This window comes from Nocardioides maradonensis, assembly GCF_054777115.1.
In genome coordinates, this window is sequence record NZ_BAAHAZ010000005.1 from 189,823 (window position 1) to 213,833 (window position 24,011).

A 24,011-nucleotide genomic window follows, 5' to 3' on the forward strand; every position below is an offset into this window, starting at 1 on the left:
TGAGTAGCGCGAGCGAGGAACGAGCGAGCGCGTATCGAAACCAACGACGCCCTATCGGCGGCCGGTCTTGAACATGCCCCGCGCGACCTCGGACGCCGCGGTGCGCATGAACTGCTTGAACGCCGAGGACTTCACGACGTTCATCACGAGCTCGCCGGCCTGCTCGCCCCGCGAGGGGCCGGCGGGCGCGGGTGCGGGAGCCGCCGGCGCGGGTGCGCCCGCCGGAGCCTCCTGCGCCTTGGCCGCACCCTGATCCAGCTTCTTGGCGAGGATCTCGCGGGCCGACTCCCGGTCGACGACCTGGCCGTACTTCCCGTTGAGCGGGCTCGCCTGCACCGCCGCGGTCATGGCGTCGGCGGTGTTCGGACCCATCAACGACTCGGGCGCCCGCAGCCGGGTCCACGCGACGGGGGTCGGGGCTCCGCGCTCGTCCATGACGGTCACGATCGCCTCGCCGATACCGAGGCCGGTGATGACCGCGCCGAGGTCGGCGTACGCGCTGTTGGGGTAGGTGCTGACGGTCGCCTTGAGCGCCTTGGCGTCGTTGGGCGTGTGGGCGCGCAGCTGATGCTGGACGCGCGAGGCGAGCTGCGCCAGCACGTCGTCCGGTACGTCGGTCGGCGACTGCGTCACGAAGAAGACACCGACGCCCTTGGAACGGATCAGCCGCACGGTCTGGGCGATCTGGTCCAGGAAGTCCTTCGAGGCGTCGTGGAAGAGCAGGTGCGCCTCGTCGAAGAAGAAGACCAGCTTGGGCTTGTCGGAGTCGCCGACCTCGGGCAGGTCGTGGAAGAGGTCCGCGAGCAGCCACATCAGGAAGGTCGAGAAGACCGCCGGCTTGTCCTGCAGGTTCGGCAGCTCGACGAGGTTGATGACGCCCCTGCCGTCGGGCGCGACCGCGAGCAGGTCGGCCGAGGAGAACTCGGGCTCGCCGAAGAACGCGTCGGCACCCTGGTCGCCGAAGGCGATCAGCTCGCGCAGGATGACCCCGGCCGTGGCCGACGACAGCCCACCGAGCTCCTTGAGGTCCGCCTTGCCCTCGTCGCTGGTCAGGTGCTGGACGACCGCGCGCAGGTCGGCCAGGTCGAGCAGCGGGAGCCCGGCCTGGTCGGCGTAGTGGAAGACCAGGCCCAGCGAGGACTCCTGCGTCGCGTTGAGCCCGAGCACCCGCGACAGCAGGAGCGGGCCGAAGGCGGACACCGTCACCCGGATCGGTACGCCGGTGCCCTGGCCGCCCAGCGCGAAGTACTCCACCGGGAAGCCCTTCGCCTGCCAGTCCTGACCGACCGACCTCGCGCGCTCGGTCAGCTTGTCACTGGCCGTCCCCGGCACCGCGAGACCCGACAGGTCACCCTTGATGTCGGCCGCGAACACCGGCACGCCGGCCGCCGAGATCTGCTCGGCGAGCAGCTGCAGGGTCTTGGTCTTGCCGGTGCCGGTGGCGCCGGCGACCAGGCCGTGCCGGTTGAGCATCGCGAGCGGGATCCGGATGTGGGTCCCGGTCAGCGTGGTGGCGTCGAGCATCAGCCCGCCGAGCTCGAGGGCGGGCCCCTGGAACTGGTAGCCAGGAGCGACGGCAGCCTCGATCGGGCTCTGCTGCGGGGTCTGCGCTTCGGTCATGGCGCACAGCCTAAGAGCACCCACGTAGAATCCGACGGTGATCTTCAAGCGGGTGGGGGACGGTCGGCCGTACCCCGAGCACGGGCTGACGGCGAAGGCCTGGGCCCAGGTGCCGCCGCGCCAGGTCCGCCTGGACGAGCTGGTCACGACGAAGGACACCCTGCAGCTGTCCTCTCTGCTCGACGAGGACTCGACCTTCTTCGGCGACCTCTTCGCGCACGTCGTCCTCTGGCGGGGCGAGTACTACCTCGAGGACGGCCTGCACCGTGCGCTCCGCGCGGCCCTGCAGCAGAGAAATGTGCTGCACGCGCGTGTCGTGCGGATGGAGGGGTAGGACACCCGCATGGATCTCCGGACGAGCAGTCGGTCGACTGCGACCCTCGGCGCGCTCGTGCTCGTCTTCGTGCTGGCCACCGCATGGGCCTGGCACAAGGTCACCCAGCCGTTCCCCACGAACACGGTCGCCGCGACGCCGATCTGCCAGGACACCTCGGTGAGCGCGGGCGAGCGGATCAAGCCCAGCGACGTGCTGGTGAACGTCCTCAACGCCGGTACGACGGTGGGCCTGGCCCAGAACACCCAGGCCAAGCTGGCCGACCTGGGGTTCGCCCCCGGCGAGCGCGGCAACACCCCGCACGTGCGCAAGCGGCTGACCGCCGAGATCTGGACCGATGGCCCCAAGGGGGCCGCCACGCAGCTGGTGGCGTCGTACCTCGGCTCGGACGTCCGGGTCATCCACCGCTTCTCCGACTACCCGGGGATCACCGTGGTCGTGGGCGACGCGTTCGGCAAGATCCGCCACGGCCTGCCCTCGATCCGCGCGGCCGCGGACACGACGGTCTGCGAGCCGACCGCGACGTACTGAGCTACGGGCTGTCGCCGACCCACCGGGCGAGGCGACCGTGCGTGCTCACGGCGCGCAGCCTCTTCTCGGTGTCCTCGCGCAGCCGGCGGGGCGTGACGACGATCAGGTCGTCCCCGTGCCGGAGCGAGGTACGACGCTCCGGGACCATCGTCTCGCCCTCCCGCACCACCATCGAGACGCTCGCGCCCACCGGTAGCCGCAGCTCGCCGACCTCGACGCCGTGCAGCTTCGAGACCGGGCTGATCGTGACGAGCAGCAGGTCCGCGGCCACCCGCTCCAGGGGCGCGGCCTCGACGTCGATGCCGCGCGGCTCGGAGCGCCGGGCGACCCGGAGGACCCGCGCGAGCCACGGCAGTGTCGGCGCCGTGACCAGGGTGTCGATGACCACCAGCACGAAGACCACGTCGAAGAGCCGGGTCGCGCCCGGGACGGCCCCGGCCAGCGGGATCGTGGTGAGGACGATCGGGACCGCGCCCCGCAGGCCGGCCCAGGACAGGAAGCCCAGCTCGTTCCACGGCATCGGCCGCACGGCCGCGCTGACGACGACCGACAGCGGGCGCGCCAGGAAGGTCAGCACCACGCCCGCCACGAGGGCGGTGCCGATCGTGCCCCAGGTGATCCGGCCCGGGGACAGCAGCAGGCCGAGCATCACGAACAGCCCGATCTGGGCCAGCCACGCGAGTCCCTCCACGAACGACCGCGTCGCGGCCCGGTGCGGGAGCTCGGCGTTGCCGAGGACGAGCGCGGCGACGTACACCGCCGCGAAGCCGCTGGCGTGGACGGCCGCGGCGGCGCCGTACCCGATCAGGGTGAGGCACAGGACCGCGATCGGGTACAGGCCGGAGGAGGGCAGCGCCGCGCGGCGCATGACCCAGCCGCCGCCGAAGCCGGCGGCGAGGCCGATCGCCAGACCGGCGACGAGCTCGTAGAGGACGATCCCCGTGGTGCCGATCAGGCCGTGCTCGCCGACGGCGCCCGAGGACACCAGGGTGACCAGGACGACCGTCGGGGCATCGTTCAGGCCGGACTCGGCCTCGAGCGTGCCGGTGATCCGCTTCGGCAGCGGCACCACGCGCAGCACGGAGAAGACCGCCGCCGCGTCCGTCGGCGAGCAGACGGCGCCGAGCAGCACGGCGAGCTCCCAGGAGAAGCCGAGCAAGAAGTGCGCGCCGACCGCGACCACGGCGATCGAGACGAGCACGCCGACCGTCGCCAGCGAGAGCCCCATCCGCATGGCCGGACGGGCCTCGCGCCAGCTGGTCGTGAGACCGCCCTCGGCCAGGATGATCGCCAGCGCGGCGAAGCCGAGGGCGTGCGCGAGCTCGGCGTTGCCGAACCGGATCCCGATGCCGGACTCCCCCAGCGCCACGCCCATGAGCAGGTAGAGCAGCAGGCTCGGGAGCCCCGCACGCGAGGAGATCCGCACGGCCAGCACGGCCAGGAACGTGACGCTCGCCCCGACCAGCACGAAGTCGTCGAGCTGGTGGACGTCGAAGGTCACGAGTCACTCGGCTTTCGTCGGGTGGCAGGAGTCCTAGTCTAGCGGCGGTTGTCGAGTGGCCCCGCGAGGAACGAGCGGGGCTTCATCGAGACATAGAACGTGTTCTACATTGGGTCCATGACCGTCTCCGGCCTGACCGTCCCCACCACCGTCCCCGCGAGCGAGCTGCCCGCCGGCGCCCCGTCGTACGACGTCGTGGTGGTGGGCTTCGGCATCGCCGGCGGGTGCGCGGCGCTCGAGGCAGCGCGGGCCGGCGCGAGGGTGCTGCTGCTGGAGAAGGCCGCGGTCCACGGAGGGACCTCGTCGATGTCCGGCGGGCACTTCTACCTCGGCGGCGGTACGGCGGTCCAGGTCGCCACCGGTCACCCGGACTCGGTCGAGGCGATGATCGACTACCTCGTCGCCTCCACGAAGGACCCCGACAAGGACAAGATCCGCGCCTACTGCGAGGGGTCGGTCGAGCACTTCGACTGGCTGGAGTCACTGGGGTTCGAGTTCGAGCGGTCCTACTACCCGGAGAAGGCGGTCATCCAGCCGGGCACGCAGGGCCTGATGTTCACCGGCAACGAGAAGGTGTGGCCGTTCCGCGACCAGGTGACGCCGGCGCCGCGCGGGCACAAGGTGCCCGTGCCCGGGGACACCGAGGGCACCCGGATCGTCATGGACCTGCTGCGCGAGCGGGTCGAGGAGTCCGGGGTCGAGGTGCGCTTCGAGACCGGTGCCACGAACCTCGTCGTGTCCCCTGAGGGAGCCGTGGTGGGGCTGGCGTGGCGGTCGTTCGAGCAGACCGGGCTGGTCCGCGCGGGGTCCGTCGTGATCGCGGCCGGTGGGTTCGTGATGAACCCAGACATGGTGGCCCGCCACACGCCGGCGCTCGGCTCGAAGCTGTTCACCCTGGGATCGACGTACGACGACGGGCTGGGCATCCGGCTCGGCGAGTCGGCGGGCGCGGCCCTGGAGAACATGGACGAGCCGTTCATCACCGCGCCGTTCTACCCGCCCTCCTCGCTGGTGAAGGGGCTGATCGTGAACCGCGAGGGGAAGCGGTTCGTGAGCGAGGACAGCTACCACGCGCGGACGTCGTACGCGGTGATGCAGCAGCCCGGGCAGTCGGCGTACCTCATCGTCGACAGCGCGCACTACGCCGAGTCGACGATGCCCCTGGTGCCCTTGAAGGACGGCTACGAGACGGTCGAGGAGATGGAGGCCGGGCTCGGGCTGCCGGCCGGGTCGCTGGTGGCGACCATGGAGCGCTACAACGCCGACGCGGCGGCCGGCGAGGACACCGAGCTGCACAAGCACCCGGACTGGCTGGCGCCGCAGACGCAGGGGCCGTGGGCGGTCCTCGACCTCACGCTCGGCGTCGCGCTGTACGCCGGCTTCACCCTCGGCGGCATCTCGGTGAGCGTCGACGGCGAGGCGCGGCGGCCCGACGGCTCGGTCATCCCGGGCCTGTACGCCGCGGGCGCGTGTGCCTCCAACATCGCGCAGGACGGCGCCGGCTACTGCTCGGGCACCCAGCTCGGCGAGGGCTCGTTCTTCGGGCGGCGGGCCGGTCGGCACGCGGCCGGGGCAAGATGAGGGAGTGATCTCGCGCCTCGCCGCCGCCCAGCGGGCGAACGTCCCGCCGTTCCACGTGATGGACCTGCTGGCGGCAGCGGCCGAGCGCGCGCGGACGCACGGCGACCTGGTGAACCTGTGTGCGGGCCAGCCCTCGACGGGCGCGCCTGCTCCCGTGGTCGCCGAGGCGACACGGCTCCTGGCGTCCGGCGACCCGCTCGGCTACACGCCGGCGATCGGGATCGCCGAGCTGCGCGAGGCGGTCGCGGGTCACTACGGCCGGTGGTACGACCTCGACGTCTCGCCGGAATCGGTGGTGCTGACGACCGGGAGCAGCGGCGGATTCCTGCTCGCGTTCCTGGCGGCGTGCGAGGCCGGTGACCGGGTGGCGATCGCGCGGCCGGGCTACCCCTGCTACCGCAACGTCCTGGCCGCGCTCGGTTGCGAGGTCGTGGAGATCGAGGCGGGCCCGGCGACCCGGTTCCAGCCGACGGTGGCGCAGCTCGAGGAGGTCCACGCGTCCTCGCCGCTGACCGCGCTGGTGGTGGCCAGCCCGGCGAATCCCACCGGGACGATGCTGCTGCCCGAGGAGCTGGCCGCGATCGCGTCGTGGTGCGCGTCGGAGGGCGTCCAGCTGATCTCCGACGAGATCTACCACGGGATCACCTACGCCGCCGGCCGCACGCACTCGGCCTGGGAGACCAGCCGCGAGGCGGTCGTGTTCGGCTCGTTCTCGAAGTACTTCTCGATGACCGGCTGGCGGCTCGGCTGGATGCTCGCCCCCGAGCGGCTGCGCCGGGCGGTCGACGTGCTGACGGGCAACTTCTCGATCTGCCCGCCGGTGCTCGCCCAGCGCGCGGCGATCGCGGCCTTCGACGAGGCGTCGTACGCCGAGCTCGACGGGCACGTCCAGCGCTACGCCCACAACCGGGGGCTCCTGCTCGACGGCCTGCGCGACCTCGGCATCACGCGGCTCGCCCCGGCCGACGGCGCCTTCTACGTGTACGCCGACGTCGGCCACCTCACCGACGACTCGATGGCCTTCGCCCACTCGCTGCTGGCGCGCACCGGCGTCGCGGTGGCCACCGGCATCGACTTCGACACCGCCGTCGGCGACCGGTTCCTGCGGTTCAGCTTCGCCGGCACCACCGCGGACATCGAGGAGGGCTTGGCCCGGCTCCGCGCCCAGTTGTGAGTGTGGGAGTGACCCAGGGGTCACGCCCACACTCACAACTCGACCCTGTGGAGGACGAAGGACGCGCTGCCGCCATCTGAGCGATCCTCTCCGGGTGGACTCGGCACGGTGGCGGCGGACGGCGGCGCTGCAGGAAGGCCTCCTGACCCGCGCGCAGCTCCGGGAGCACGGCATCAACCGATGGGCGGTCAGCCACCGCGTCGACACCGGCAGGTGGCTCGCCCTCACCCCGACCGTGATCTCCACGACCACGGGTCCGCTCACCCGGCTCCAGCTGATGTGGGCGGCTGTTCTCGAGGCAGGGCCCGGCGCCCATGTCGGCGAGATCACCGCCGCCGAGGTCGCTGGCCTGCGGAACTGGCTGCGTGACGAGGTGACCGTGGTGGTGCCTTACCCCAACGGAACGCCCGCGTCCCTGCCCGGTGTCGTCTTCCGCCGGTCACGCCGCGACCTGTCAGCGATGACCCGGATGGTGCGCGGCCTGCCCGCCAGCCGGATCGAGCCCGCCGTCCTCCTATGGGCGTCGCGGCAGAGCTCCCCGCGCACCGCGGACGGCATCGTCGCTGCGGTGGTCCAGCAGCGATTGGCGGCGCCCGATGCGCTTGCTGAGTGGATCGAACGGCTCAGCCCGTTGCGCCAGGCGGACCGGTTCCGCCGCCTGCTGGTCGACGTGGCCGGCGGCGCTCACTCCGCGGCGGAGCTCGACGTGAAGCGGATGTGCAAGGCGTTCGGCCTCGCACCTCCGCAGCGCCAGGTGAGGCGCCGGGACTCCAGCGGACGCATGCGCTACACCGACTGCGAGTGGCCGCTCGGCGATGGGCGGACCCTCGTCTTGGAGGTCGACGGCGCCTTCCACATGGACGTCGAGCACTGGGAGGACGACATCGCCCGGCAGAGGGCGCTGACCTCGCCACGGCGGCTCACCGTCCGCTGCACCGCCCGCGAGCTCCGCGACGAGCCGGACCGGTTGGCACGGGACCTGCGCCTCCTCGGCGTCCCGGCGGCGTGAGTTGTGAGTGTGGGAGTGACCCATGGGTCACTCCCACACTCACAACTCCTCAGACGAGGTCGTGCACGAAGTCCGACAGCTGCTCCAGGTTGCGGCACTCGATCATCTCGACGATCTGGCTGTACGTCGGCGCGGCCGAGTCCCCGGTCCCCCAGTTGCGCTGATGCTCGGGGTTGAGCCAGTAGGTCCGGCGTACCGACCCCGCGAGCCGGCGCAGGGTGTCCTCGTGCAGGTCGCTGTAATTGCTCCGGGCGTCGCCCAGGATGAGCAGGGTCGTCTTCGGCGTCAGCGTGTCGGCGAAGCCCTCGTGGAACTTCCCGAACGCCCGCCCGTAGTTGGTCCGGCCCCACAGCGCGGCGTGCGCGGTGCTGGCGGCGAGGTCGGCGAGGACGTCGGCAGGGTCCGCGCCGGGACGGAAGTACGGCGTCACCTCGTGCACGTGGTCGATGAAGGTGAACGCCCGCATCGACGCGAACGCCTCACGCAGCGCGAACACCAGCAGCAGCGTGAACTGGGCGAAGTTCGCCACCGAACCGCTGACGTCGCAGAGCACGACCAGGTCGGTGCGGTGCGGCCGCTTCGGCTTGTGGTGCGTCGTGATCGGCACGCCGCCGGTCGCGATCGACGCCCGGACGGTACGACGGAAGTCCAGAGGCCCGCGCCGCTTCGCGTGCTGCTCCTTGGCCAGCCGGGTCGCGAGGCGACGGGCGAGCGGGAAGATCTCGCGGCGCATCTCCTCCAGGTCGGTCCGCCGCGCGGACATGAAGGCGAGCTTGTCGATGCTCGGCCGGATCGCCACGTCGGCGATGTGGTCGGGGCCCTTCTCCTCCGCGATCCGCCGGCGGGCGTCGGCCTCGACCTGCGCGGTGAACGTGCCGATCCGCCGGTTCGCGATCCGCTCCGCGGACTGCACGTCCATCTCGCCGAGCAGCCCCTGCACGATCTGGTCGATCAGCTCCTGGGGCGCCACCCGCTGCAGCGCCGTGTACGCCGACCACGACGACATGCCCGGCCCGCGACCCGGCATCGCGCCGAACCGGCCGACCATCTCCGCGGCCATGCGCAGCATCTGCGCGTCGTCGTACTCCTCGTCCTGGAGGGCGTCGGCGAGCCGGTCGCGGAACTCCCGCAGCGCCTGGGCGTCCAGGGTCGTCGACGTGTCGCGCTCCTCGTCGGTGGTCGAGCTCGTCGAGACCCCCTCCTCGCCCGGCGACGCCCCGTCCCCCACCAGCGCCGGGAAGTAGACGTCGAAGAGCGCGTCGAAGGTGGTCCGGTGCGACTGCTTCTTCAGCAGCGTCGCGGCGAGCGCGTCGTGGACCGTCTCGCGCGACCCCCAGCCGATCGCGGCCAGCGCAGCGACCGCGTCGAGGTCCTCGGCCAGCGACACCGACAACCCGGCCCCGCGCAGCGCGTGCACGAAGGCGAGGTGGCGGTCGAGCAGGCCGGACCCGTCCCCGTCGTCGGTCGCGCCTGTCGAGACCATGTCAGCGCCGCGCCCCGAGCCGCAGCTCCTTGATCGCCCGCTCGTGGTCGGACTGGTGCTTGAGCACCGCACCCAGCGTCGCCGCGATGGCCGACTCGTCGAGGTTGCGGATCTCCAGCGCGATGAGAGTGCGCGCCCAGTCGACGGACTCCGCGATCGAGGGCGCCTTCTTCAGCTCCAGCTCGCGCAGCCGGCCGACCGTCGCCACGAGCTGCTCGGCGATCGCGTCGTCGAGGTCCGGCACCTGCGACTGCAGGATCTCCCGCTCGCGATGCGCGTCGGGGTAGTCCAGGTGCAGGTAGAGGCAGCGGCGCTTGACGGCCTCGGACAGCTCGCGGGACGCGTTCGAGGTGAGCACCACGAAGGGTCGGCGTACCGCTGCCACCGTGCCCAGCTCGGGGATCGTGACCTGGAAGTCCGACAGCACCTCCAGCAGCAGGCCCTCGACCTCGATGTCGGTCTTGTCGACCTCGTCGATCAGCAGCACCGTGGGCTCCTCCCGCCGGATCGCGGTGAGCAGCGGTCGGGTCAGCAGGAACTCGTCGGTGAAGATCGCGTCGTGGGTCTCGCTCCAGGCCTGGTCGTGGTTGACCGCCTGGATCGCGAGCAGCTGCTTCTTGTAGTTCCACTCGTAGAGGGCGCGCGCCTCGTCGAGGCCCTCGTAGCACTGCAGCCGGATCAGCTCCGCACCCGTCGCCCGCGACACCGCCTTGGCGAGCTCGGTCTTGCCGACACCGGCCGGCCCCTCGAGCAGGAGCGGCTTCTCCAGGCTCCCGGCGAGGTACGCCGTCGTGGCGGTCGCCGCGTCGGCGAGGTAGCCGGTCGCGGTGAGTCGATCGGCGGCGTCGGACGGGGAGGCGAACCAGGTCATGGGGCCATCCTGCCAACAGCGGATCCGCAGGTGGTCCAGACGGTTGCAGATCACACCCTCCGCGCCGTGACCAGGGCGACGACAGGTCGTTGAGATGCATGTCCGGCCCCCGCACTGCCGACGAGCACAGATCCCCCCGAGAGCGAGGTTGCCGTGACCGCACTGTCCCGCGCCGAACGCCCCCTCTGGGCGACGCTGGCGCTGTCCGCCCGCACGGCGCTGACCACCGGCGCGCTGGTGCTGCTGCTCGGCCTCGGTGCGATCAGCGTGCTCGCCCAGCCCCCGGCGAAGACCCAGGAGCTGGGCCTCTCCGCCCGGCCGCTGAGCCACCTGATGACGAAGAACCGCTGCTCCTACACCGGCTTCGACTCCTCGGTGATCCCGAGCAAGGCGATCGTCCGCGACGCCGCCGGGCGCAACCGGCTGGTCAGCTTCGACGACGGCTGGGCGGTGTTCACCGGCAAGAAGACCGGCGAGCTCGTGGCGGTGTGCCTCGGCCCCGACCACACCCGCTGATCACCCGCTGACCGCCCTCCCGGCATACCGCCCCGGGGTATCCTGGGTGCCGTGAGCGAGGAACACCAGCACGGCTACTCCGCCGAACGCGACGCCTTCCTGAAGCGGTTGCGCCGGATCGAGGGCCAGGTCCGCGGCCTGCACCGGATGGTGGAGGAGGACCAGTACTGCATCGACATCCTCACCCAGGTCAGCGCCACCACCAAGGCGCTCCAGTCGGTCGCCCTCGGCCTGCTCGAGGACCACCTCGAGCACTGCGTCGCCGATGCCGCCCGGGCGGGCGGCCCCGAGGCCGACGCGAAGCTCAAGGAGGCCGTCGACGCCATCACCCGCCTGGTGCGCAGCTGACCTACCTCTGGACCGTCACGTCGGTGGGTGAGGGCAGCACCTCGTCCTTGCCCCGCACCGTGTAGGTCACGTCGGTCGCGCCGGCCGGCAGCACCCTGGGGAGCATCAGCTGAGCCGTGGCGGTCTCGGTGATGGAGAACGGGACCGACCCGAGCGACGTACCTCCGGCGACCGCGGTCACGACCCCGGAGCACCCGCCGTGGCCCGGCGCGCAGAGCAGGTCGGCACCGACGTGCCCGGAGGCGTCGGGCGTCACCGTGGTGTTGGTGATCTTCAGCTCCGGCGGGAAGACCACGCCGTTGGGGGTGTTCTCGCCGTTCGGGTCGAGGCAGCCGTCGAACTCGTACGCCGGGTTGGGGACCGTGCGTCCCGACGCGTCGGTGATCGTCTGGTAGCCCACCAGGCTCGAGGGGGCACCGACCGTGAAGCAGCCGTTGGTGTGCACGGTGACCTCGAGCTTGCCGTAGCCCGTGGACGGCATCGGGACGCTCGGGTCCTTCCAGCTGGCGAGGCAGTTCCACGTCGTACCGGGACCGGACTGCGGGATGCCGGGACCCTTGTCGCAGTAGGTCTTCGTGCCCATGCTCGCCGGCGTGACGCCCTGGTGGCCGAGCAGCGCGGCCTCCCGCGAGTAGACGTTGTCGAAGGCCGCGGTCACGGCGTCCTCCAGGCGCGGCCGGGTGATCGCGCTGCCACCACCGGTGGCGATGGCGACCCCGGCGAGGCCGCAGGCCAGCAGCAGGACGACGGCGAAGGTGGTGAGGATGCGTCGCATGTCAGCCTCCGGTGATGTCGCGACGGCGGACGATGGTCCAGGACAGGGCGAGCGCGAGCACGGTCCACACCGCGCAGGCGATCAGCCCGTGGGCGAACGGCCCGAAGAACCGGGGTGCGGTGAGGAAGCCGTGCCACGCCTCGAAGGCCGTGCTCGGCAGGTAGGGGCGCAGCGCCTCCGCGCCACCCATCGCGCCGACGAGCTGGAGCACGAAGCCGATGACGACGGGCCCGGCGATGCCGATGGCCGCGTTGCGCGACCAGGCCGAGAGCAGGAGGGCGAGGGCGGTGAACGCGATGATCGGCGGGATCGCGTTGAGCCACGAGAACGCCACCAGCCGCCAGGCCTCCGACGCCGGGATGAGCTGCCCGGTGAGCCCGGGGAGAGCGCCGTGGCCGCCGACGAGCACGCTCGTGACGATCGTCGAGGCGCCGAGCACGAGCACGGACAACACTCCGAAGCCCATCGCGGCCACCGTCTTCGCCGAGAACACCGACGTGCGGCTGACCGACCGGGTGAGGATCGTCTTCCAGGTGCCGTGGTGGTCCTCGCTGGCGAAGATGTCCCCCGCGACGACCGCGGTGAGCAGCGGGAGGGCCCACTGGGCGGCGTACCCCAGCACCAGCAGGGCGAGTGCGAAGCCGTTGGTGGTCGCGTAGCGCCCGAAGAGGGTGTCCTTGGGCGGGTTGCCCTGGGCGTGGATCGCGAGAGCGATCGGCAGCGGAGCGAGCAGCGCGCCGAGGAGGACGCAGCGGGTCCGCCACTGGGCGGCGAGCTTGCGCAGCTCGAAGGTCAGCGCGGCCCTCATCGGGTCTCTCCTCCGGTGGTCGAGCCTGTCGAGACCCCGTCGGTCAGCATGAAGAAGAGGTGCTCCAGAGGGGTCTGCAGCGGGGTCAGCTCGCGCAGCTCGATGCCGGCGCCGACGAGTGCGGCGACGTACGCCGAGACCGAGTGCTCCGGCCCGACCGCCGTGAGCCCGTGGGTGTCCGGGTCGCGGGTGACCGTGACGTCCGAAGGACGTCCCGGGAGCGTGGCCGCGCGGTCGTCGTCGCTGGTCCGCAGCGTGTAGCCGGGGTCCGGCGCCATGTCGCGCAGCGCGTCGACGGTGCCGTGGAAGGCGACCTTGCCGCGGCTCATGATGGTGACGTTGTCGCAGATCTCCTCGACCTCGTCCATGTGGTGCGAGCTGAGCAGGACGCTCAGACCACTCGCCGCGAGCGACCTCACCAGCGCCCGCATGTCGCGGATGCCGCCGGGGTCGAGGCCGTTCGCCGGCTCGTCGAGGACGAGCAGCCTCGGCTCGCGCAACAGGCAGGCAGCGACCCCCAGCCGCTGCCGCATGCCGTAGGAGTAGCCGCCCACCCTGCGGTCCGCGCGGTCGGCGAGGTCGACGATCGCGAGCACCTCGTCGACGAGGCCGCGGCGGACGCCGCCGTCCAGCCGCGCGAGTCCCTCGAGGTTCTGCCGCCCGGTCAGGTAGGGGTAGAACCTCGGGCTCTCGATGAAGCCGGCCACGCCCTCCATCACCCCGACGCCGTCGCGGTCCCAGGTGCGCCCGAAGACCGTGATCTCCCCGGCGTCCGGGCGGATCAGGCCGAACAGCATCCGCAGGAAGGTCGTCTTGCCGGCGCCGTTGGGTCCGAGAACGCCGTACACCTCGCCCGGCGCGACCTGGACCGAGATGTCGTCGACCGCGAGCACCGAGCCGAAGCACTTGGTGACCCCGACCGCGTCCACCGCTGGTTGCGTCGTCATGACCGCGACCTTAGGGAGACCGGGATGAGGGGAGGGTTAAGGCGCGGCCGCGCGCCTCCGGCGCATCAGGTACGCCGCCACCACGGGCACCGTCCCCGCGACCACGATCCCGACCGAGAGCAGCTCGACGTGGTCGGCGATGAAGTCGACCGTCCCGAGGTAGTAGCCGGCCACCAGGAAGGCCGCCACCCACACGAACCCACCGAGCACGTTGTACGTCGTGAACCGGCGCCGCGACATCGCCGCCGCGCCGGCCACCGGCGGGGTGAAGCAGCGCGCGAGCGGGACGAAGCGGGCCAGCACCACCGCACGCGGGCCGAACCGCTCGAAGAAGCGGTGCGCGGCCTCGAGGTGGTGGGTGTTGAGCCAGCGCCTGTTGCCGACGAACAGGCCCGGCCCCCAGCGCGACCCGATCAGGTAGCCGACCTGGTCGCCCGCGCTCGCGGCCACGAACGCGCCGAGCACCACGAGCCACAGCGGGAGCCGCAGGTCGCCGGACGCGACCAGGATCCCGCCGGTGAACAGCACGGCGTCGCCGGGGAGGAAGAAGCCGACGAGCAGCCCGGTCTCGGTGAACAGCACCGCGAACAGCAACGGCGCACCCCACGCGTGCAGGTGCAGCATCGCTGCGGTGATCACGGCGGTCACGTCGAAACTGTAGAGGAGGTCCGTGCCACGCTATGAAGGCCCGATGAAACGCCACGTCGCGGTGCAGAGTGGGGTGGACGAACAGCTGAGGAGGAAGACCCGTGCGGATCCTGGTGGCCGAGGACGACGTCCGGCTGGCCGAGGTGCTCGAGCAGTCGCTCACCGAGGCCGGGTGGGAGGTCGAGGTCGTGCACGACGGCACGTCGGCGTACGGGCGCGCCCTCCCGGGCGGCATCGCGTACGACGTGCTGCTGCTGGACTGGATGCTGCCCGGGACCGACGGCGTGACCGTGTGCCGCAAGCTGCGCGACCTCGGCGTCGCGACGCCGGTGATGATGCTGACCGCGCGCGGCGACGTACGGGACCGGATCGACGGCCTCGACGCGGGCGCGGACGACTACCTGCCCAAGCCGTTCGACCTCGACGAGCTGCTGGCCCGGCTGCGGGCGCTGCACCGCCGCTCGGCGTTCGACGAGGGCGCGGTCCTCCAGGTCGGCGACCTGCGCGTCGATCCCGGCGCACGCCAGGTGTTCCGGGGCGAGACCGAGATCGAGCTGTCCGCGCGCGAGTTCGACATCCTTCAGCTGCTGGTCAGCCGGGCGGGCAAGGTCGTGTCGCGGTTCACGATCCTCGACGAGGTGTGGGACGGCGAGACCGACCTGCGCAGCAACGTCATCGACGTCTACCTCGCCACCATCCGCGCCAAGATCGACAAGCCCTTCGACACCAGCACCATCACCACCGTGCGCGGTGCGGGCTACCGCGTCGAGCTGCCGACGGCCGTCGGCTCGTGACCGTACGCCGGAGGCTCCGCCGGTTGCCGCTGCGGATGCGGCTGGTGGCCGGCTTCGCCGCGGCGATGCTGGTGGTCCTCGTCGCGGCCGGCGGATTCGTGTACTGGCGCGTCGAGTCCACCCTGGACCGCGAGCTCGACACCCAGCTGGTGCAGGCGACCACCACGATCCGGCCGCTGCTGCGGGGCACGACCGTGAGCAACCTGGCGGAGGCGGAGGCCACCGGCGTGGGGTGGCAGGTGGTCAACGGCGACGGCCGACCGCTCAGCCGCGGTGGCGAGGCGCCGACCCACCTGCTCGTCACCCCGCGCCAGCTCGAGCGCGCCCAGCACCAGCGCATCATCGACATCGGCGACATCCTCGACACGGCGGCGACCTGGCGGGTGCAGATCACGCCGCTGGGATCGACGTACCTCGTCGTGGCCGTGCGACGGGACCACCGCGACGAGGCCCTGCGCGAGCTGCTCCTGCAGCTCGCCCTGGCCGGCATCGGCGCACTGCTGGTGACCTCCGTGGTCGGCGACCTGCTGGCCCGCTTCGCGCTGCGGCCGGTGGAGCGCTACCGCCGCCGCGCCGAGGAGATCGCCGGCGGCGCGGGCAACCTCCGGCTCGACGTGCCCGAAGAGCGCGACGACGAGGTGACCCGGCTCGGGCACACCCTCAACGACATGCTCGCCGTGCTCGAGGAGGCGGTGGAGCGCGAGCGGCACTTCGTCAACGACGCCAGCCACGAGCTGCGCACGCCGCTGACGCTGCTCAAGTCCCGCATCCAGCTCGCCCGTCGCCGGGTCCGCACGGTCGAGGAGCACGAGAAGATCCTCGACGAGCTGGCCATCGACGTCGGCCGCCTCGCGGCCCTGGCCGAGGACCTGCTCGCACTGGGGTCGGCTGCCGCCCAGCAGGGCGCGAGCGTCGACGCGGGCCGGGTGGCCGCCGCGGTCGTCGAGCACCGACGTGTGGCCGACCCGCGCCGGGCGGCGCAGCTGGAGGTCGCGGTCCCGCCGGTCCCCGTGCACGCCGCGACGTCGTCCTCCGCGCTGGAGCGGATCATCACGAACCTGGTCGAGAACGCCTTCCTGCACGGCCGGCCGCCGGTCGCGGTCACGGTCTCCGCCGCCGACGAGCACTGGGTGCGGATCCAGGTCGTCGATGCCGGTGACGGCATGACCGCGGACCTGCTGCACCGCGCGACCGGGCGGTTCACCCGCTCCGACGAGGCGCGGTCACGCCCCGGCGCGGGTCTGGGCCTCGCGCTGGTCGAGCAGCTGGTCGTCGCCGCAGGCGGTCAGCTCCGGCTGTGCGCGGGAGGACGGCACGTCTCCCACGGCGTACCTGCCCCGATCGCGTGCGACCACGGCGCCACCATGACCGCCACTGTCCTGCTCCCGCGTGCCTAGTGGTGCGTCCGAGAAGTTGTGGAACGGTTGGCGTGCTCACGGTGCGTGGATCGCAAGGCGCCGGTGCGCAGCCATACCGGGTCGTCTCGCAAGCGCCGGCAACGCCGCGAGGTGCGTGCTGTGGGTGCGCGAAGCGCTTCAGAACTTCTCGGACGCACCACTAGAGGCAGCCCTGGTCGGCGCCGAGCTGCTGCAGACCGGTGAGGTCGCCCCAGCCGTAGCGGCCGTAGGACCACGGGCCGAGGACGGGGTACATGACCTCCGGCTTGGCACCGACGTGCATGAGACCCATGGCGTGGCCGATCTCGTGCAGCAGCAGCGAGCCGCGCGACGGGCCGTTCTTGAAGCCGGCGTCCAGCTTCTTCCACCAGCCCTTCTCGAGCGAGACGCCGCCGGACGCGATGACCTTCGAGCCGGACCCGGTGGTGACCAGCGCGCCCTCGCCGCCCAGGCCCGCGATGCCGCGGATGGCCGGGACGTTCTTGGCGGTGACGAAGGCGAAGTAGAGGCCGGAGCCGGGCACGCTGCGGTTCCAGCCGCCACCGAACGGCGCGACCCGCGAGCTGCCTGCGTACGCGAAGCTGAGGCCGGTCGCGACGTGCACCTTCTGCAGGGCGGCCCTGATCAGCTTCAGGTTCGTGCTCGGCAGGCCGCCCAGGTTGACGCGGTACCGGATGACCGCGCACGGGTTCCAGCGGTAGCCGTTGTCCGCGGTGATGCTCTGGCCCCGCGTCCCCTTCGGCGTGTACGTCGGGAGCACCTGGACCGTCATCGCGTCACCGTCGATCTCTCCGGTGAGACCGGACTGCGGAGACATCGCGCGCACCGTCCGGATGCCGTAGTAGCCCGTCGGCACGCGGAAGCTGAAGGCCGCTCCAGCGCCGGACTGACCCGAGATGGTCAGCCACCTGCCACCGCGCAGCACCTGCATGACGGCGACGCGGCCGCTCGGTGCGGTGCCGGTCAGGTAAAGGCCGGAGAACGCCTCCGTCGAGGCCGGGAGCGGATTGACCTGGAGACCCAGGTTCGAGGCGGCGTGGCCCGGGGCGGCCTGGAGCACGCAGCCCAGGACCAGTGCGGCCAGGAGGATCATCAAGCGCTTCATCGCGCCGCAGCCTAGGGGCTGAGATGCCGGTCGGTGGCATCCGTCACACGGTACTGGCGCAAAGATTCCGGGACCTGGTCCCGACGGACTAGCCCGAACCGGCCGGTTGTCCCTTGTCCGCGCGCTTCGGAGCCGTCGAGGAGCACTCCTGGCAGGGGTACCAGTAGGGCAGCCCCGGCGGCTCGAGCACGCTCGGCGAGGTGGTGCTCGGGGTGGCCTCCGGCGCGGGGGTGGGGGTCGGCGTCGGCGTCGGGGTCGGCGTGGCGGACGGCGTACGCGTCGGCGCCGCGTGCGCCGTCCCGGGGCTGTGCGAGGGGTGCAGGTGGGCGTGCCGCGTGGTCACCATCGGCTCCGCGATCACCACCGTGTTCCCGTGGTACTGGAACTGCGCGCCGTCCCAGCCCGCGCAGGTCACGAGCACGAGCCGCGACGGACCGTCGTGGGCGAACAGGTCCGGGGCCTCCTCGGCCAGCTGCGGGACGCTCAGGTACCGCACCTCCACGACCCGGTAGACGATCGGCCCGGTCCGGGTGTCGACCTGGATCTGGTCGTCGATCCTGAGGTGGCCGAGGTTGTCGAACACGCCGCCGCCGGTGTGCACCGTGTGGCCGGTGATGAGCACGTTGCCCTTCCGCGCCCCGGGCCTGCGGCCGGCCCGCCACCACCCGACCTCGCTGACGTCTCCGGGCGGGGTCAGGACCTCACCCTCCGCCACCAGCGGTACGACGGGCGCGCGGATCCCCAGCGCGGGGATGATCAGCCCGGTCGGCCGCGACGGGTGCGGCAGCGGTGCGATCGGGGCGCCGGTGGCGGGCGGGTCGAAGGGCTCGATCGGAAGCTGCGTCGCCGCCGTGACGGGCCGGTTCGCGGGCTGTCCGGGCAGCATGATCGCCGCGACCGCCAGGCCTGCGGAGAGCAGGATCAGGGCGATCGCGGCGATCGTGCGGCGCGTTGCGTTGGTCAGGTCAGCTCCGGCGCGAGGTGCGGCGCCGCGGCAGGAGGCCGATACCACCCAGGAGGGCGCACAGGCCCGAGAGGGCGAAGAGCGGCCAGCGGTCGGTCTTCTGCGACGTGCTCGCAGAGGTGGGCAGGGTGACCAGACCGGACTCGATGCGCGTCGGGACGACGTGGCCCGGCTGCGGCGAGCTGGACTCGGTGGCGCTGGCGGTCGGCGTGAACACGCTCTCCGGGTTGCCGCCGCCGGTCTGGGTCGGGATGGTCGGGCTGCCGCCGGTCGGCGTACCGGTCATCGCGCTGGTCGGCGCGCTCGTCGGGCCGGTGGGCGTGACCGTCACGGTGTCGGTCACTGTCACGGTCTCGGTGGCGACGCAGCCCACGGCGGCACGCGGGGCGGCCGGCTGGGCGGTCACCGTCGCGGTGACGGTGGTGGTCACCGTGTCGGTCGCGGTCGGACAGGTCGGCGGCGTCGTGGCCGGCGTCGTGGCCGGCGTGGTCGGCGGCGTCGTGGCCGGCGTGGTCGGCGGCGTGGTCGGCGGCGTGGTGGCCGGCGTGGTCGGCGGCGTGGTGGCCGGCGTGGTCGGCATGGTGTCCTCGCAGTCGGCCGGCGAGGAGGCAAGGTAGTCGTTCTTCGGGTCACCCGCGTTGTGATGCACCCCGCGCCACGTACCGTCGCTCTTCCAGTGGGTCGGGGGGTGACCCTTGCCGTTGCTGAGGTGCGCCTGCAGGGACGCGTCATCGACGGTCTCGAACACGTACGGGTTGGTGTCGGACGCCGTGCGGTGGCAGATGCTCGTCTTGTGCGGCGTGCCGGGCGTCGCCGAGGCGGAGTTCATCATCCCGGCCATGCCGAGGGCCGCCATGCCGGCGATCCCGGCGGTCAGGGCGACGGCGGCGAAGCCCCGGCGTACGCCCGAGGTGGTGCTGGCGCGGCGCGACGCGCGCACGCGGCTGAAGTTGGCAGCCATCGGTCAGGTCCTTCTGTCGGCGATCGGGAAGCTGGATCGGAACGCCCGGACCCGGACCGGGAAATTTCTCTCCTCCAGCGTTACCCCGAATCCGGCACGGCAGCGCGAAACCGGGATTTCTTTACCTGGTACGCCGATTCTTTACCCGGAAAGTCCTCAACCGCCCGCAGCGGACGTCAATCGTGTGGCGACCCCCACTGACGTCGACACGACGAGACCCCGCCCGGATCGCTCCGGACGGGGTCTCGCGCTGGCGGTGCTGAAGGGATTTGAACCCTTGGTGGACTTGCGCCCACAAACGCTTTCGAGGCGTTCTCCTTAGGCCGCTCGGACACAGCACCGTCGTTGAGGTTACCGGAGCGGCCTCTCCCGCTCCGAATCGAGCCCCCGGCGACGGCGTGCAACGCGGTTGCAACGTTCGCGGAGGAACCGTCGGAGGTCACACCCTGGCCACCCCGGAGCCGCCGATGTCTACTGGAGCCATGACCACCGACCGACCCGCGATGCGTGCCGATGTCGCGGCGTCGTGGGAGCGGTCCGCCGCCGCCGGGGTCGAGGTCGACCGTCCGGAAGCGCCGATCACCCTCGACACCGCCGACGTGCGCGGCCGGCGGGAGGCTCACCCCCTCGCCCGGGTCTATCCGCTGCTCGACGACGTGCTGGGCCAGGCGGTGCGCGACTGCGGCGCCGTCATGGCCCTGGCCGACGTCGAGGGGAACCTGCTGTGGGTGTGCGGGTCGCCGAGCACGCTGCGCCAGGCCGAGCGGATCGGGTTCGTGGAGGGCAGCAACTGGGACGAGCGGATCGCCGGCACCAACGCCCCCGGCCTCACCCTCGCCACCGGGCGACCCTCCACGGTGACCCGCGCGGAGCACTTCCGGTCCTCGGTGCGCGGCTGGTCCTGCGCCGCGACGCCGATCCACGACCCGGGCACCACCCAGCTGCTCGGCGTCCTCGACGTCACCGGCGACGACAAGATCGTGGTGCCGCAGACGATGGCGATGCTGCGCGCGGCCGCACGGCTGGCCGAGGCCGAGCTGGCCCGCGCGACGCCGTCCGCACCGGAGGGCGGGCCCGCCTCCGGCGTACGGCTCGTGCTGGAGCTGCTCGGCCGGGCCGAGGCGATCCTCACCGTCGACGACGGCAACGGTCAGCTCAGCCGGCTGCGCCTCTCGCGCCGGCACAGCGAGCTGATGGCGCTGCTCGCCGCCGCTCCGACCGGGCTCGGCGGCGATGAGCTGGGCGTCCTCCTGTACGAGGACGACGGCGCCTCGTCCACGCTGCGCGCCGAGCTCAACCGGCTGCGCGGCCTGCTCGGCGACGAGATGCTGGCGTCCCGCCCGTACCGGCTCACCTGCAGCCTCACCGGCGACTGGCTCGCGGTCAGCGCGCAGCTCGCGGCGGGCGACGTCCGCGCGGCGATGCGGGCGTACGGCGGTCCGCTGCTCCCCCGCTCGACCGCACCCGGCGTCGTGGCGATGCGCGACGAGCTCGAGGCGACCTTGCGGCGCGCGGTGCTCAGCAGCGGCGCGGCCGACCTGATGTCGGCGTGGACCCGCTCGGCGTGGGGGCGCGACGACTACGAGATGTGGCAGGCCCAGCGTCGCGCCGTCCCGGCGTCCTCCCCGCTGCGCGCCCTCGTCGACGGTCAGCTGGACCGGCTGGACCGCGAGCTCGGCTGATCCGGGCTTCCGCAACGTCGCTGCAACGTGGCGCTTCCTAGCGTGTGAGCGTGGTCACAAGGAGTGACCGTTCCACGACTCTCAGGAGCGTCGCATGACCGTCTACGCAGCCCCCGGACAGCCGGACTCCCTCGTCACCGTGCAGCCCCGCTACGGCCACTTCATCGGTGGCCAGTGGGCCGACCCGGTCAAGGGTCAGTACTTCGAGAACATCTCCCCGGTCAACGGCAAGCCGTTCACCGAGATCGCCCGCGGCACCGAGGAGGACATCGAGGCCGCGCTCGACGCCGCCCACGCCGCCGCGCCCGCGTGGGGCAGGACCTCGGTGACCGAGCGCGCGAACATCCTGCTGCAGATCGCCGACCGGATGGAGGCGAACCTCCCGTCCCTCGCCGTGGCCGAGACCTGGGAGAACGGCAAGCCGGTCCGCGAGACCCTCGCCGCCGACCTGCCGCTCGCGGTCGACCACTTCCGCTACTTCGCCGGCGCGCTGCGCGCCCAGGAGGGCACCCTCGGCGAGATCGACGAGAACACCGTCGCCTACCACTTCCACGAGCCGCTGGGCGTCGTCGGCCAGATCATCCCCTGGAACTTCCCGATCCTGATGGCGGTGTGGAAGCTCGCGCCCGCCCTCGCCGCCGGCAACGCCGTCGTGCTCAAGCCCGCCGAGCAGACCCCGTGGTCGATCCTCAAGCTCGTCGAGCTGGTCGGCGACCTGCTGCCCGCCGGCGTGCTCAACGTCGTCAACGGCTTCGGCGTCGAGGCCGGCAAGCCGCTCGCCTCCTCCTCGCGGGTGGCGAAGGTCGCCTTCACCGGCGAGACCACCACGGGCCGACTGATCATGCAGTACGCCAGCCAGAACATCATCCCGGTCACCCTGGAGCTCGGCGGCAAGAGCCCGAACATCTTCTTCGAGTCGGTCGCCGACCGGCGCGACGCCTTCTACGACAAAGCGCTCGAGGGCTTCACGATGTTCGCCCTCAACCAGGGCGAGGTCTGCACCTGCCCGTCCCGCGCGCTCGTGCAGCGCTCCATCTACTCCGACTTCGTGCACGACGCGATCAAGCGCGTGGAGCAGATCCAGCAGGGCAACCCGCTCGACGACACGACGATGATCGGCGCCCAGGCGTCCAACGACCAGCTGCAGAAGATCCTCTCCTACCTGGAGATCGGCCGCGACGAGGGCGCCAAGGTGCTCACCGGCGGCGAGCGCACGATCCTCGAGGGCGACCTCGCCGAGGGCTACTACGTCGCGCCGACCGTCTTCGAGGGTGACAACTCGATGCGGATCTTCCAGGAGGAGATCTTCGGCCCGGTCGTCTCGCTGACCGGCTTCGACGAGGAGGCGGACGCCCTCAAGATCGCCAACGACACGCTCTACGGCCTCGGCGCCGGCGTGTGGTCGCGCAACGGCTCGCAGGCTTTCCGCGCCGGCAAGGAGATCCAGGCCGGCCGGGTCTGGACCAACTGCTACCACGCCTACCCCGCGCACGCGGCCTTCGGCGGCTACAAGCAGTCCGGCATCGGTCGCGAGACCCACAAGATGATGCTCGACCACTACCAGCAGACCAAGAACCTCCTGGTCTCGTACGACGACAACGCACTGGGGTTCTTCTGATGCCCGATCGCGTGGCGGTCACCGACGAGGCGGCGGAGCTCCTCCGCCGCCTCGTCGGCCGGCACGGGCCGGTGATGTTCCACCAGTCCGGCGGGTGCTGCGACGGGTCGGCGCCGATGTGCTACCCGGAGGGCGAGTTCCTGACCGGCGACGCCGACATCCACCTCGGCGACCTCGACATCGGGCTGGAGCGCCCGGTGCCGGTGTGGATGTCGCGGGCCCAGTTCGGCTACTGGTCGCACACCCACCTGACGATCGACGTGGTCCCGGGCCGCGGGGCGGGGTTCTCGCTCGAGGCTCCCGAGGGCGTGCGCTTCCTGATCCGGTCCCGGCTGTTCACCGACGTCGAGGCCGAGGCGATCAGCGCTGCGCGCTGAAGAAGTCGGCCAGCAGGGCGGCCGACTCCTCGGCCCGGACCCCGGCCAGCACCTCCGGTCGGTGGTTCAGCCGACGGTCGCGCACGACGTCCCAGAGCGACCCGACCGCGCCGGCCTTGTCGTCGTACGCACCGAAGACGAGGCGCTGGACGCGTGCCAGGACCAGGGCACCGGCGCACATGGTGCACGGCTCCAGCGTCACGACGAGGGTGCAGCCCTCGAGCCGCCACTCGCCCCGGTGCCGGGCCGCAGCCCGCAGGGCGACGACCTCGGCGTGGCCGGTCGGGTCGGCGTCGGCCTCGCGCACGTTGCGGCCGGTGCCGATGACCTCGCCCTCGGGCGAGAGCACCACGGCGCCGATCGGTACGTCGCCGGTGGCCAGCGCGGCGCGCGCCTCGTCCAGCGCGGCACCCATGGCCGCGCCCCACTCCGAGTGGCTCACGCGGAGGCGAGCCCCACGACGTCGTCGAACCGCTCGCCGAAGCCCAGCAGCCGTGCCACGTCCGAGAGCAGCTCGTCGGGGTAGGCCTCGTCATCGTCGAGCAGCTCCGCGAGGGCGGCGGCGTCGACGCCGAGGTCGCTGAGCAGGTGGAGGTCCCCGGCCGGCTCGGGGTCGTCCTCGCCGTCCTCAGGCAGCGGCAGGCCCAGGAAGGAGACGACCGACGCCGCGAACTCCCAGTCGGTCGCGGCGGTCACGTCCGAGAGCAGCACCCGGGTCTCGTGCGCGTCGACGCGCACGATGACGAAGAAGTCCTCGTCCACGGCGACCATCCCGACCGCCCCGGACTCGCTGGGGAACCGGCGCAACGCGTGGCTGAGCGCCTCGACGTCCGCGAGGTGCTCGGGGATCATCTCGGCGACCTGCCAGCCGTCGTGGTCCTGGTACGCCGCGACCGCGAAGTCGAGCTCGTCGCTGAACGTCTCGCTCACCACGGCCTCCTCCAGCGGGGGTACTGCATCGGACACT

The 24,011-nt window shown here is 71.9% G+C and carries 25 protein-coding genes and 1 tRNA gene; 12 read left to right on the forward strand and 14 right to left on the reverse strand.

Annotated elements, in window-relative coordinates; translation table 11 throughout:
* Positions 1-51: 51 nt before the first annotated feature.
* Positions 52-1,620 carry a helicase HerA-like domain-containing protein gene (locus ACYVAQ_RS07615; RefSeq protein WP_460787913.1) on the reverse strand — a complete coding sequence of 523 codons (1,569 nt, stop codon included), beginning with the start codon at positions 1,618-1,620 and terminating at the stop codon, positions 52-54.
* Between the two features lie 37 nt (positions 1,621-1,657).
* Here ACYVAQ_RS07615 and ACYVAQ_RS07620 point away from each other — a divergent pair, with 37 nt between their 5' ends.
* Entirely contained in the window at positions 1,658-1,954 is a 297-nt protein-coding gene (locus tag ACYVAQ_RS07620) for a type II toxin-antitoxin system VapB family antitoxin (protein ID WP_460787914.1), read from the forward strand.
* A 9-nt stretch (positions 1,955-1,963) separates the two neighbouring features.
* Positions 1,964-2,485 (forward strand): LytR C-terminal domain-containing protein, encoded by a 522-nt coding sequence (locus tag ACYVAQ_RS07625; protein WP_460787915.1) that lies wholly within the window; start codon positions 1,964-1,966, stop codon positions 2,483-2,485.
* Between the two features lies 1 nt (position 2,486).
* Here ACYVAQ_RS07625 and ACYVAQ_RS07630 read toward each other — a convergent pair whose 3' ends face one another.
* Positions 2,487-3,986 (reverse strand): potassium/proton antiporter, encoded by a 1,500-nt coding sequence (locus tag ACYVAQ_RS07630; protein WP_460787916.1) that lies wholly within the window; start codon positions 3,984-3,986, stop codon positions 2,487-2,489.
* A gap of 117 nt (positions 3,987-4,103) precedes the next feature.
* On the opposite strand from ACYVAQ_RS07630, the gene ACYVAQ_RS07635 reads away from it, so the two are divergent.
* From ACYVAQ_RS07635 to ACYVAQ_RS07645, 3 genes are all read left to right on the forward strand, one after another.
* Complete coding sequence (locus tag ACYVAQ_RS07635) at positions 4,104-5,567, forward strand: FAD-binding protein (protein WP_460787917.1); 1,464 nt, start codon at positions 4,104-4,106, stop codon at positions 5,565-5,567.
* 4 nt (positions 5,568-5,571) lie between these two features.
* Entirely contained in the window at positions 5,572-6,741 is a 1,170-nt protein-coding gene (locus ACYVAQ_RS07640) for an aminotransferase class I/II-fold pyridoxal phosphate-dependent enzyme (RefSeq protein WP_460787918.1), read from the forward strand.
* A gap of 94 nt (positions 6,742-6,835) precedes the next feature.
* Positions 6,836-7,750 carry a hypothetical protein gene (locus ACYVAQ_RS07645; RefSeq protein ID WP_460787919.1) on the forward strand — a complete coding sequence of 305 codons (915 nt, stop codon included), beginning with the start codon at positions 6,836-6,838 and terminating at the stop codon, positions 7,748-7,750.
* Positions 7,751-7,799: 49 nt separating this feature from the next.
* On the opposite strand, the gene ACYVAQ_RS07650 is transcribed toward ACYVAQ_RS07645, so the two are convergent.
* Positions 7,800-9,233: a VWA domain-containing protein gene (locus ACYVAQ_RS07650; RefSeq protein ID WP_460787920.1), complete on the reverse strand. Its 1,434-nt coding sequence runs from the start codon at positions 9,231-9,233 to the stop codon at positions 7,800-7,802.
* A 1-nt stretch (position 9,234) separates the two neighbouring features.
* Entirely contained in the window at positions 9,235-10,104 is an 870-nt protein-coding gene (locus tag ACYVAQ_RS07655; protein ID WP_460787921.1) for an AAA family ATPase, read from the reverse strand.
* A 153-nt stretch (positions 10,105-10,257) separates the two neighbouring features.
* On the opposite strand from ACYVAQ_RS07655, the gene ACYVAQ_RS07660 reads away from it, so the two are divergent.
* Together ACYVAQ_RS07660 and ACYVAQ_RS07665 are read left to right on the forward strand one after the other, a co-directional pair.
* Complete coding sequence (locus ACYVAQ_RS07660) at positions 10,258-10,620, forward strand: hypothetical protein (RefSeq protein ID WP_460787922.1); 363 nt, start codon at positions 10,258-10,260, stop codon at positions 10,618-10,620.
* Between the two features lie 51 nt (positions 10,621-10,671).
* Positions 10,672-10,968 carry a metal-sensitive transcriptional regulator gene (locus ACYVAQ_RS07665; protein ID WP_460787923.1) on the forward strand — a complete coding sequence of 99 codons (297 nt, stop codon included), beginning with the start codon at positions 10,672-10,674 and terminating at the stop codon, positions 10,966-10,968.
* Between the two features lies 1 nt (position 10,969).
* On the opposite strand, the gene ACYVAQ_RS07670 is transcribed toward ACYVAQ_RS07665, so the two are convergent.
* The 4 genes from ACYVAQ_RS07670 to ACYVAQ_RS07685 are packed head-to-tail and all read right to left on the reverse strand — an operon-like array spanning position 10,970 to position 14,146.
* Positions 10,970-11,743 carry a hypothetical protein gene (locus ACYVAQ_RS07670; protein ID WP_460787924.1) on the reverse strand — a complete coding sequence of 258 codons (774 nt, stop codon included), beginning with the start codon at positions 11,741-11,743 and terminating at the stop codon, positions 10,970-10,972.
* Position 11,744: 1 nt separating this feature from the next.
* On the reverse strand, positions 11,745-12,551 hold the full coding sequence (locus ACYVAQ_RS07675; protein ID WP_460787925.1) for an ABC transporter permease: 807 nt from the start codon (positions 12,549-12,551) through the stop codon (positions 11,745-11,747).
* Positions 12,548-13,498 (reverse strand): ABC transporter ATP-binding protein, encoded by a 951-nt coding sequence (locus tag ACYVAQ_RS07680; protein ID WP_460787926.1) that lies wholly within the window; start codon positions 13,496-13,498, stop codon positions 12,548-12,550. The genes ACYVAQ_RS07675 and ACYVAQ_RS07680 overlap by 4 nt, the downstream gene beginning before the upstream one ends.
* Positions 13,499-13,534: 36 nt before the next feature.
* A complete protein-coding gene (locus tag ACYVAQ_RS07685) occupies positions 13,535-14,146 on the reverse strand; it encodes a DedA family protein (protein WP_460787927.1) in 612 nt (203 codons plus the stop codon).
* Positions 14,147-14,247: 101 nt separating this feature from the next.
* Here ACYVAQ_RS07685 and ACYVAQ_RS07690 point away from each other — a divergent pair, with 101 nt between their 5' ends.
* Entirely contained in the window at positions 14,248-14,940 is a 693-nt protein-coding gene (locus ACYVAQ_RS07690) for a response regulator transcription factor (RefSeq protein WP_460787928.1), read from the forward strand.
* Complete coding sequence (locus ACYVAQ_RS07695; RefSeq protein WP_460787929.1) at positions 14,937-16,337, forward strand: sensor histidine kinase; 1,401 nt, start codon at positions 14,937-14,939, stop codon at positions 16,335-16,337. Before ACYVAQ_RS07690 ends, ACYVAQ_RS07695 begins: the two co-directional genes overlap by 4 nt.
* Positions 16,338-16,497: 160 nt before the next feature.
* Here the strand turns inward: ACYVAQ_RS07695 and ACYVAQ_RS07700 are convergent, their stop codons facing one another.
* The 4 genes from ACYVAQ_RS07700 to ACYVAQ_RS07715 all read right to left on the reverse strand — a co-directional run bounded on the left by ACYVAQ_RS07700 (position 16,498) and on the right by ACYVAQ_RS07715 (position 19,708).
* Positions 16,498-17,442 (reverse strand): matrixin family metalloprotease, encoded by a 945-nt coding sequence (locus tag ACYVAQ_RS07700; protein ID WP_460787930.1) that lies wholly within the window; start codon positions 17,440-17,442, stop codon positions 16,498-16,500.
* Positions 17,443-17,530: 88 nt separating this feature from the next.
* Positions 17,531-18,454, reverse strand: a complete 924-nt coding sequence (locus ACYVAQ_RS07705; protein ID WP_460787931.1) for a class F sortase — start codon at positions 18,452-18,454, stop codon at positions 17,531-17,533.
* A complete protein-coding gene (locus tag ACYVAQ_RS07710) occupies positions 18,408-19,367 on the reverse strand; it encodes a hypothetical protein (protein ID WP_460787932.1) in 960 nt (319 codons plus the stop codon). The genes ACYVAQ_RS07705 and ACYVAQ_RS07710 overlap by 47 nt, the downstream gene beginning before the upstream one ends.
* A gap of 251 nt (positions 19,368-19,618) precedes the next feature.
* Positions 19,619-19,708, reverse strand: a tRNA-Ser gene (locus ACYVAQ_RS07715).
* Between the two features lie 141 nt (positions 19,709-19,849).
* Here ACYVAQ_RS07715 and ACYVAQ_RS07720 point away from each other — a divergent pair.
* From ACYVAQ_RS07720 to ACYVAQ_RS07730, 3 genes are all read left to right on the forward strand, one after another.
* Positions 19,850-21,049, forward strand: a complete 1,200-nt coding sequence (locus tag ACYVAQ_RS07720) for a GAF domain-containing protein (protein ID WP_460787933.1) — start codon at positions 19,850-19,852, stop codon at positions 21,047-21,049.
* Between the two features lie 94 nt (positions 21,050-21,143).
* Positions 21,144-22,667, forward strand: coding sequence for an acetaldehyde dehydrogenase ExaC (gene exaC, locus ACYVAQ_RS07725; RefSeq protein WP_460787934.1), 1,524 nt, complete (start codon positions 21,144-21,146; stop codon positions 22,665-22,667).
* Positions 22,667-23,044, forward strand: coding sequence for a DUF779 domain-containing protein (locus ACYVAQ_RS07730; RefSeq protein ID WP_460787935.1), 378 nt, complete (start codon positions 22,667-22,669; stop codon positions 23,042-23,044). The genes exaC and ACYVAQ_RS07730 overlap by 1 nt, the downstream gene beginning before the upstream one ends.
* Here ACYVAQ_RS07730 and ACYVAQ_RS07735 read toward each other — a convergent pair.
* Positions 23,028-23,459, reverse strand: coding sequence for a nucleoside deaminase (locus ACYVAQ_RS07735; protein WP_460788099.1), 432 nt, complete (start codon positions 23,457-23,459; stop codon positions 23,028-23,030). The genes ACYVAQ_RS07730 and ACYVAQ_RS07735 overlap by 17 nt on opposite strands.
* Positions 23,460-23,482: 23 nt before the next feature.
* On the reverse strand, positions 23,483-23,974 hold the full coding sequence (locus tag ACYVAQ_RS07740) for a tRNA adenosine deaminase-associated protein (protein WP_460787936.1): 492 nt from the start codon (positions 23,972-23,974) through the stop codon (positions 23,483-23,485).
* Positions 23,975-24,011: the final 37 nt, after the last annotated feature.

Bases quoted from the DNA above. Each gene is read 5' to 3' on its own strand.
- ACYVAQ_RS07635 (WP_460787917.1), top strand. From the start codon at position 4,104: ATGACCGTCTCCGGCCTGACCGTCCCCACCACCGTCCCCGCGAGCGAG.
- ACYVAQ_RS07670 (WP_460787924.1), bottom strand. From the start codon at position 11,743: ATGCGACGCATCCTCACCACCTTCGCCGTCGTCCTGCTGCTGGCCTGC.
- ACYVAQ_RS07680 (WP_460787926.1), bottom strand. From the start codon at position 13,498: ATGACGACGCAACCAGCGGTGGACGCGGTCGGGGTCACCAAGTGCTTC.
- ACYVAQ_RS07625 (WP_460787915.1), top strand. From the start codon at position 1,964: ATGGATCTCCGGACGAGCAGTCGGTCGACTGCGACCCTCGGCGCGCTC.
- ACYVAQ_RS07730 (WP_460787935.1), top strand. From the start codon at position 22,667: ATGCCCGATCGCGTGGCGGTCACCGACGAGGCGGCGGAGCTCCTCCGC.
- ACYVAQ_RS07615 (WP_460787913.1), bottom strand. From the start codon at position 1,620: ATGACCGAAGCGCAGACCCCGCAGCAGAGCCCGATCGAGGCTGCCGTC.
- ACYVAQ_RS07650 (WP_460787920.1), bottom strand. From the start codon at position 9,233: ATGGTCTCGACAGGCGCGACCGACGACGGGGACGGGTCCGGCCTGCTC.
- ACYVAQ_RS07655 (WP_460787921.1), bottom strand. From the start codon at position 10,104: ATGACCTGGTTCGCCTCCCCGTCCGACGCCGCCGATCGACTCACCGCG.
- exaC (WP_460787934.1), top strand. From the start codon at position 21,144: ATGACCGTCTACGCAGCCCCCGGACAGCCGGACTCCCTCGTCACCGTG.
- ACYVAQ_RS07675 (WP_460787925.1), bottom strand. From the start codon at position 12,551: ATGAGGGCCGCGCTGACCTTCGAGCTGCGCAAGCTCGCCGCCCAGTGG.
- ACYVAQ_RS07735 (WP_460788099.1), bottom strand. From the start codon at position 23,459: ATGGGTGCCGCGCTGGACGAGGCGCGCGCCGCGCTGGCCACCGGCGAC.
- ACYVAQ_RS07700 (WP_460787930.1), bottom strand. From the start codon at position 17,442: ATGAAGCGCTTGATGATCCTCCTGGCCGCACTGGTCCTGGGCTGCGTG.
- ACYVAQ_RS07720 (WP_460787933.1), top strand. From the start codon at position 19,850: ATGACCACCGACCGACCCGCGATGCGTGCCGATGTCGCGGCGTCGTGG.
- ACYVAQ_RS07710 (WP_460787932.1), bottom strand. From the start codon at position 19,367: ATGGCTGCCAACTTCAGCCGCGTGCGCGCGTCGCGCCGCGCCAGCACC.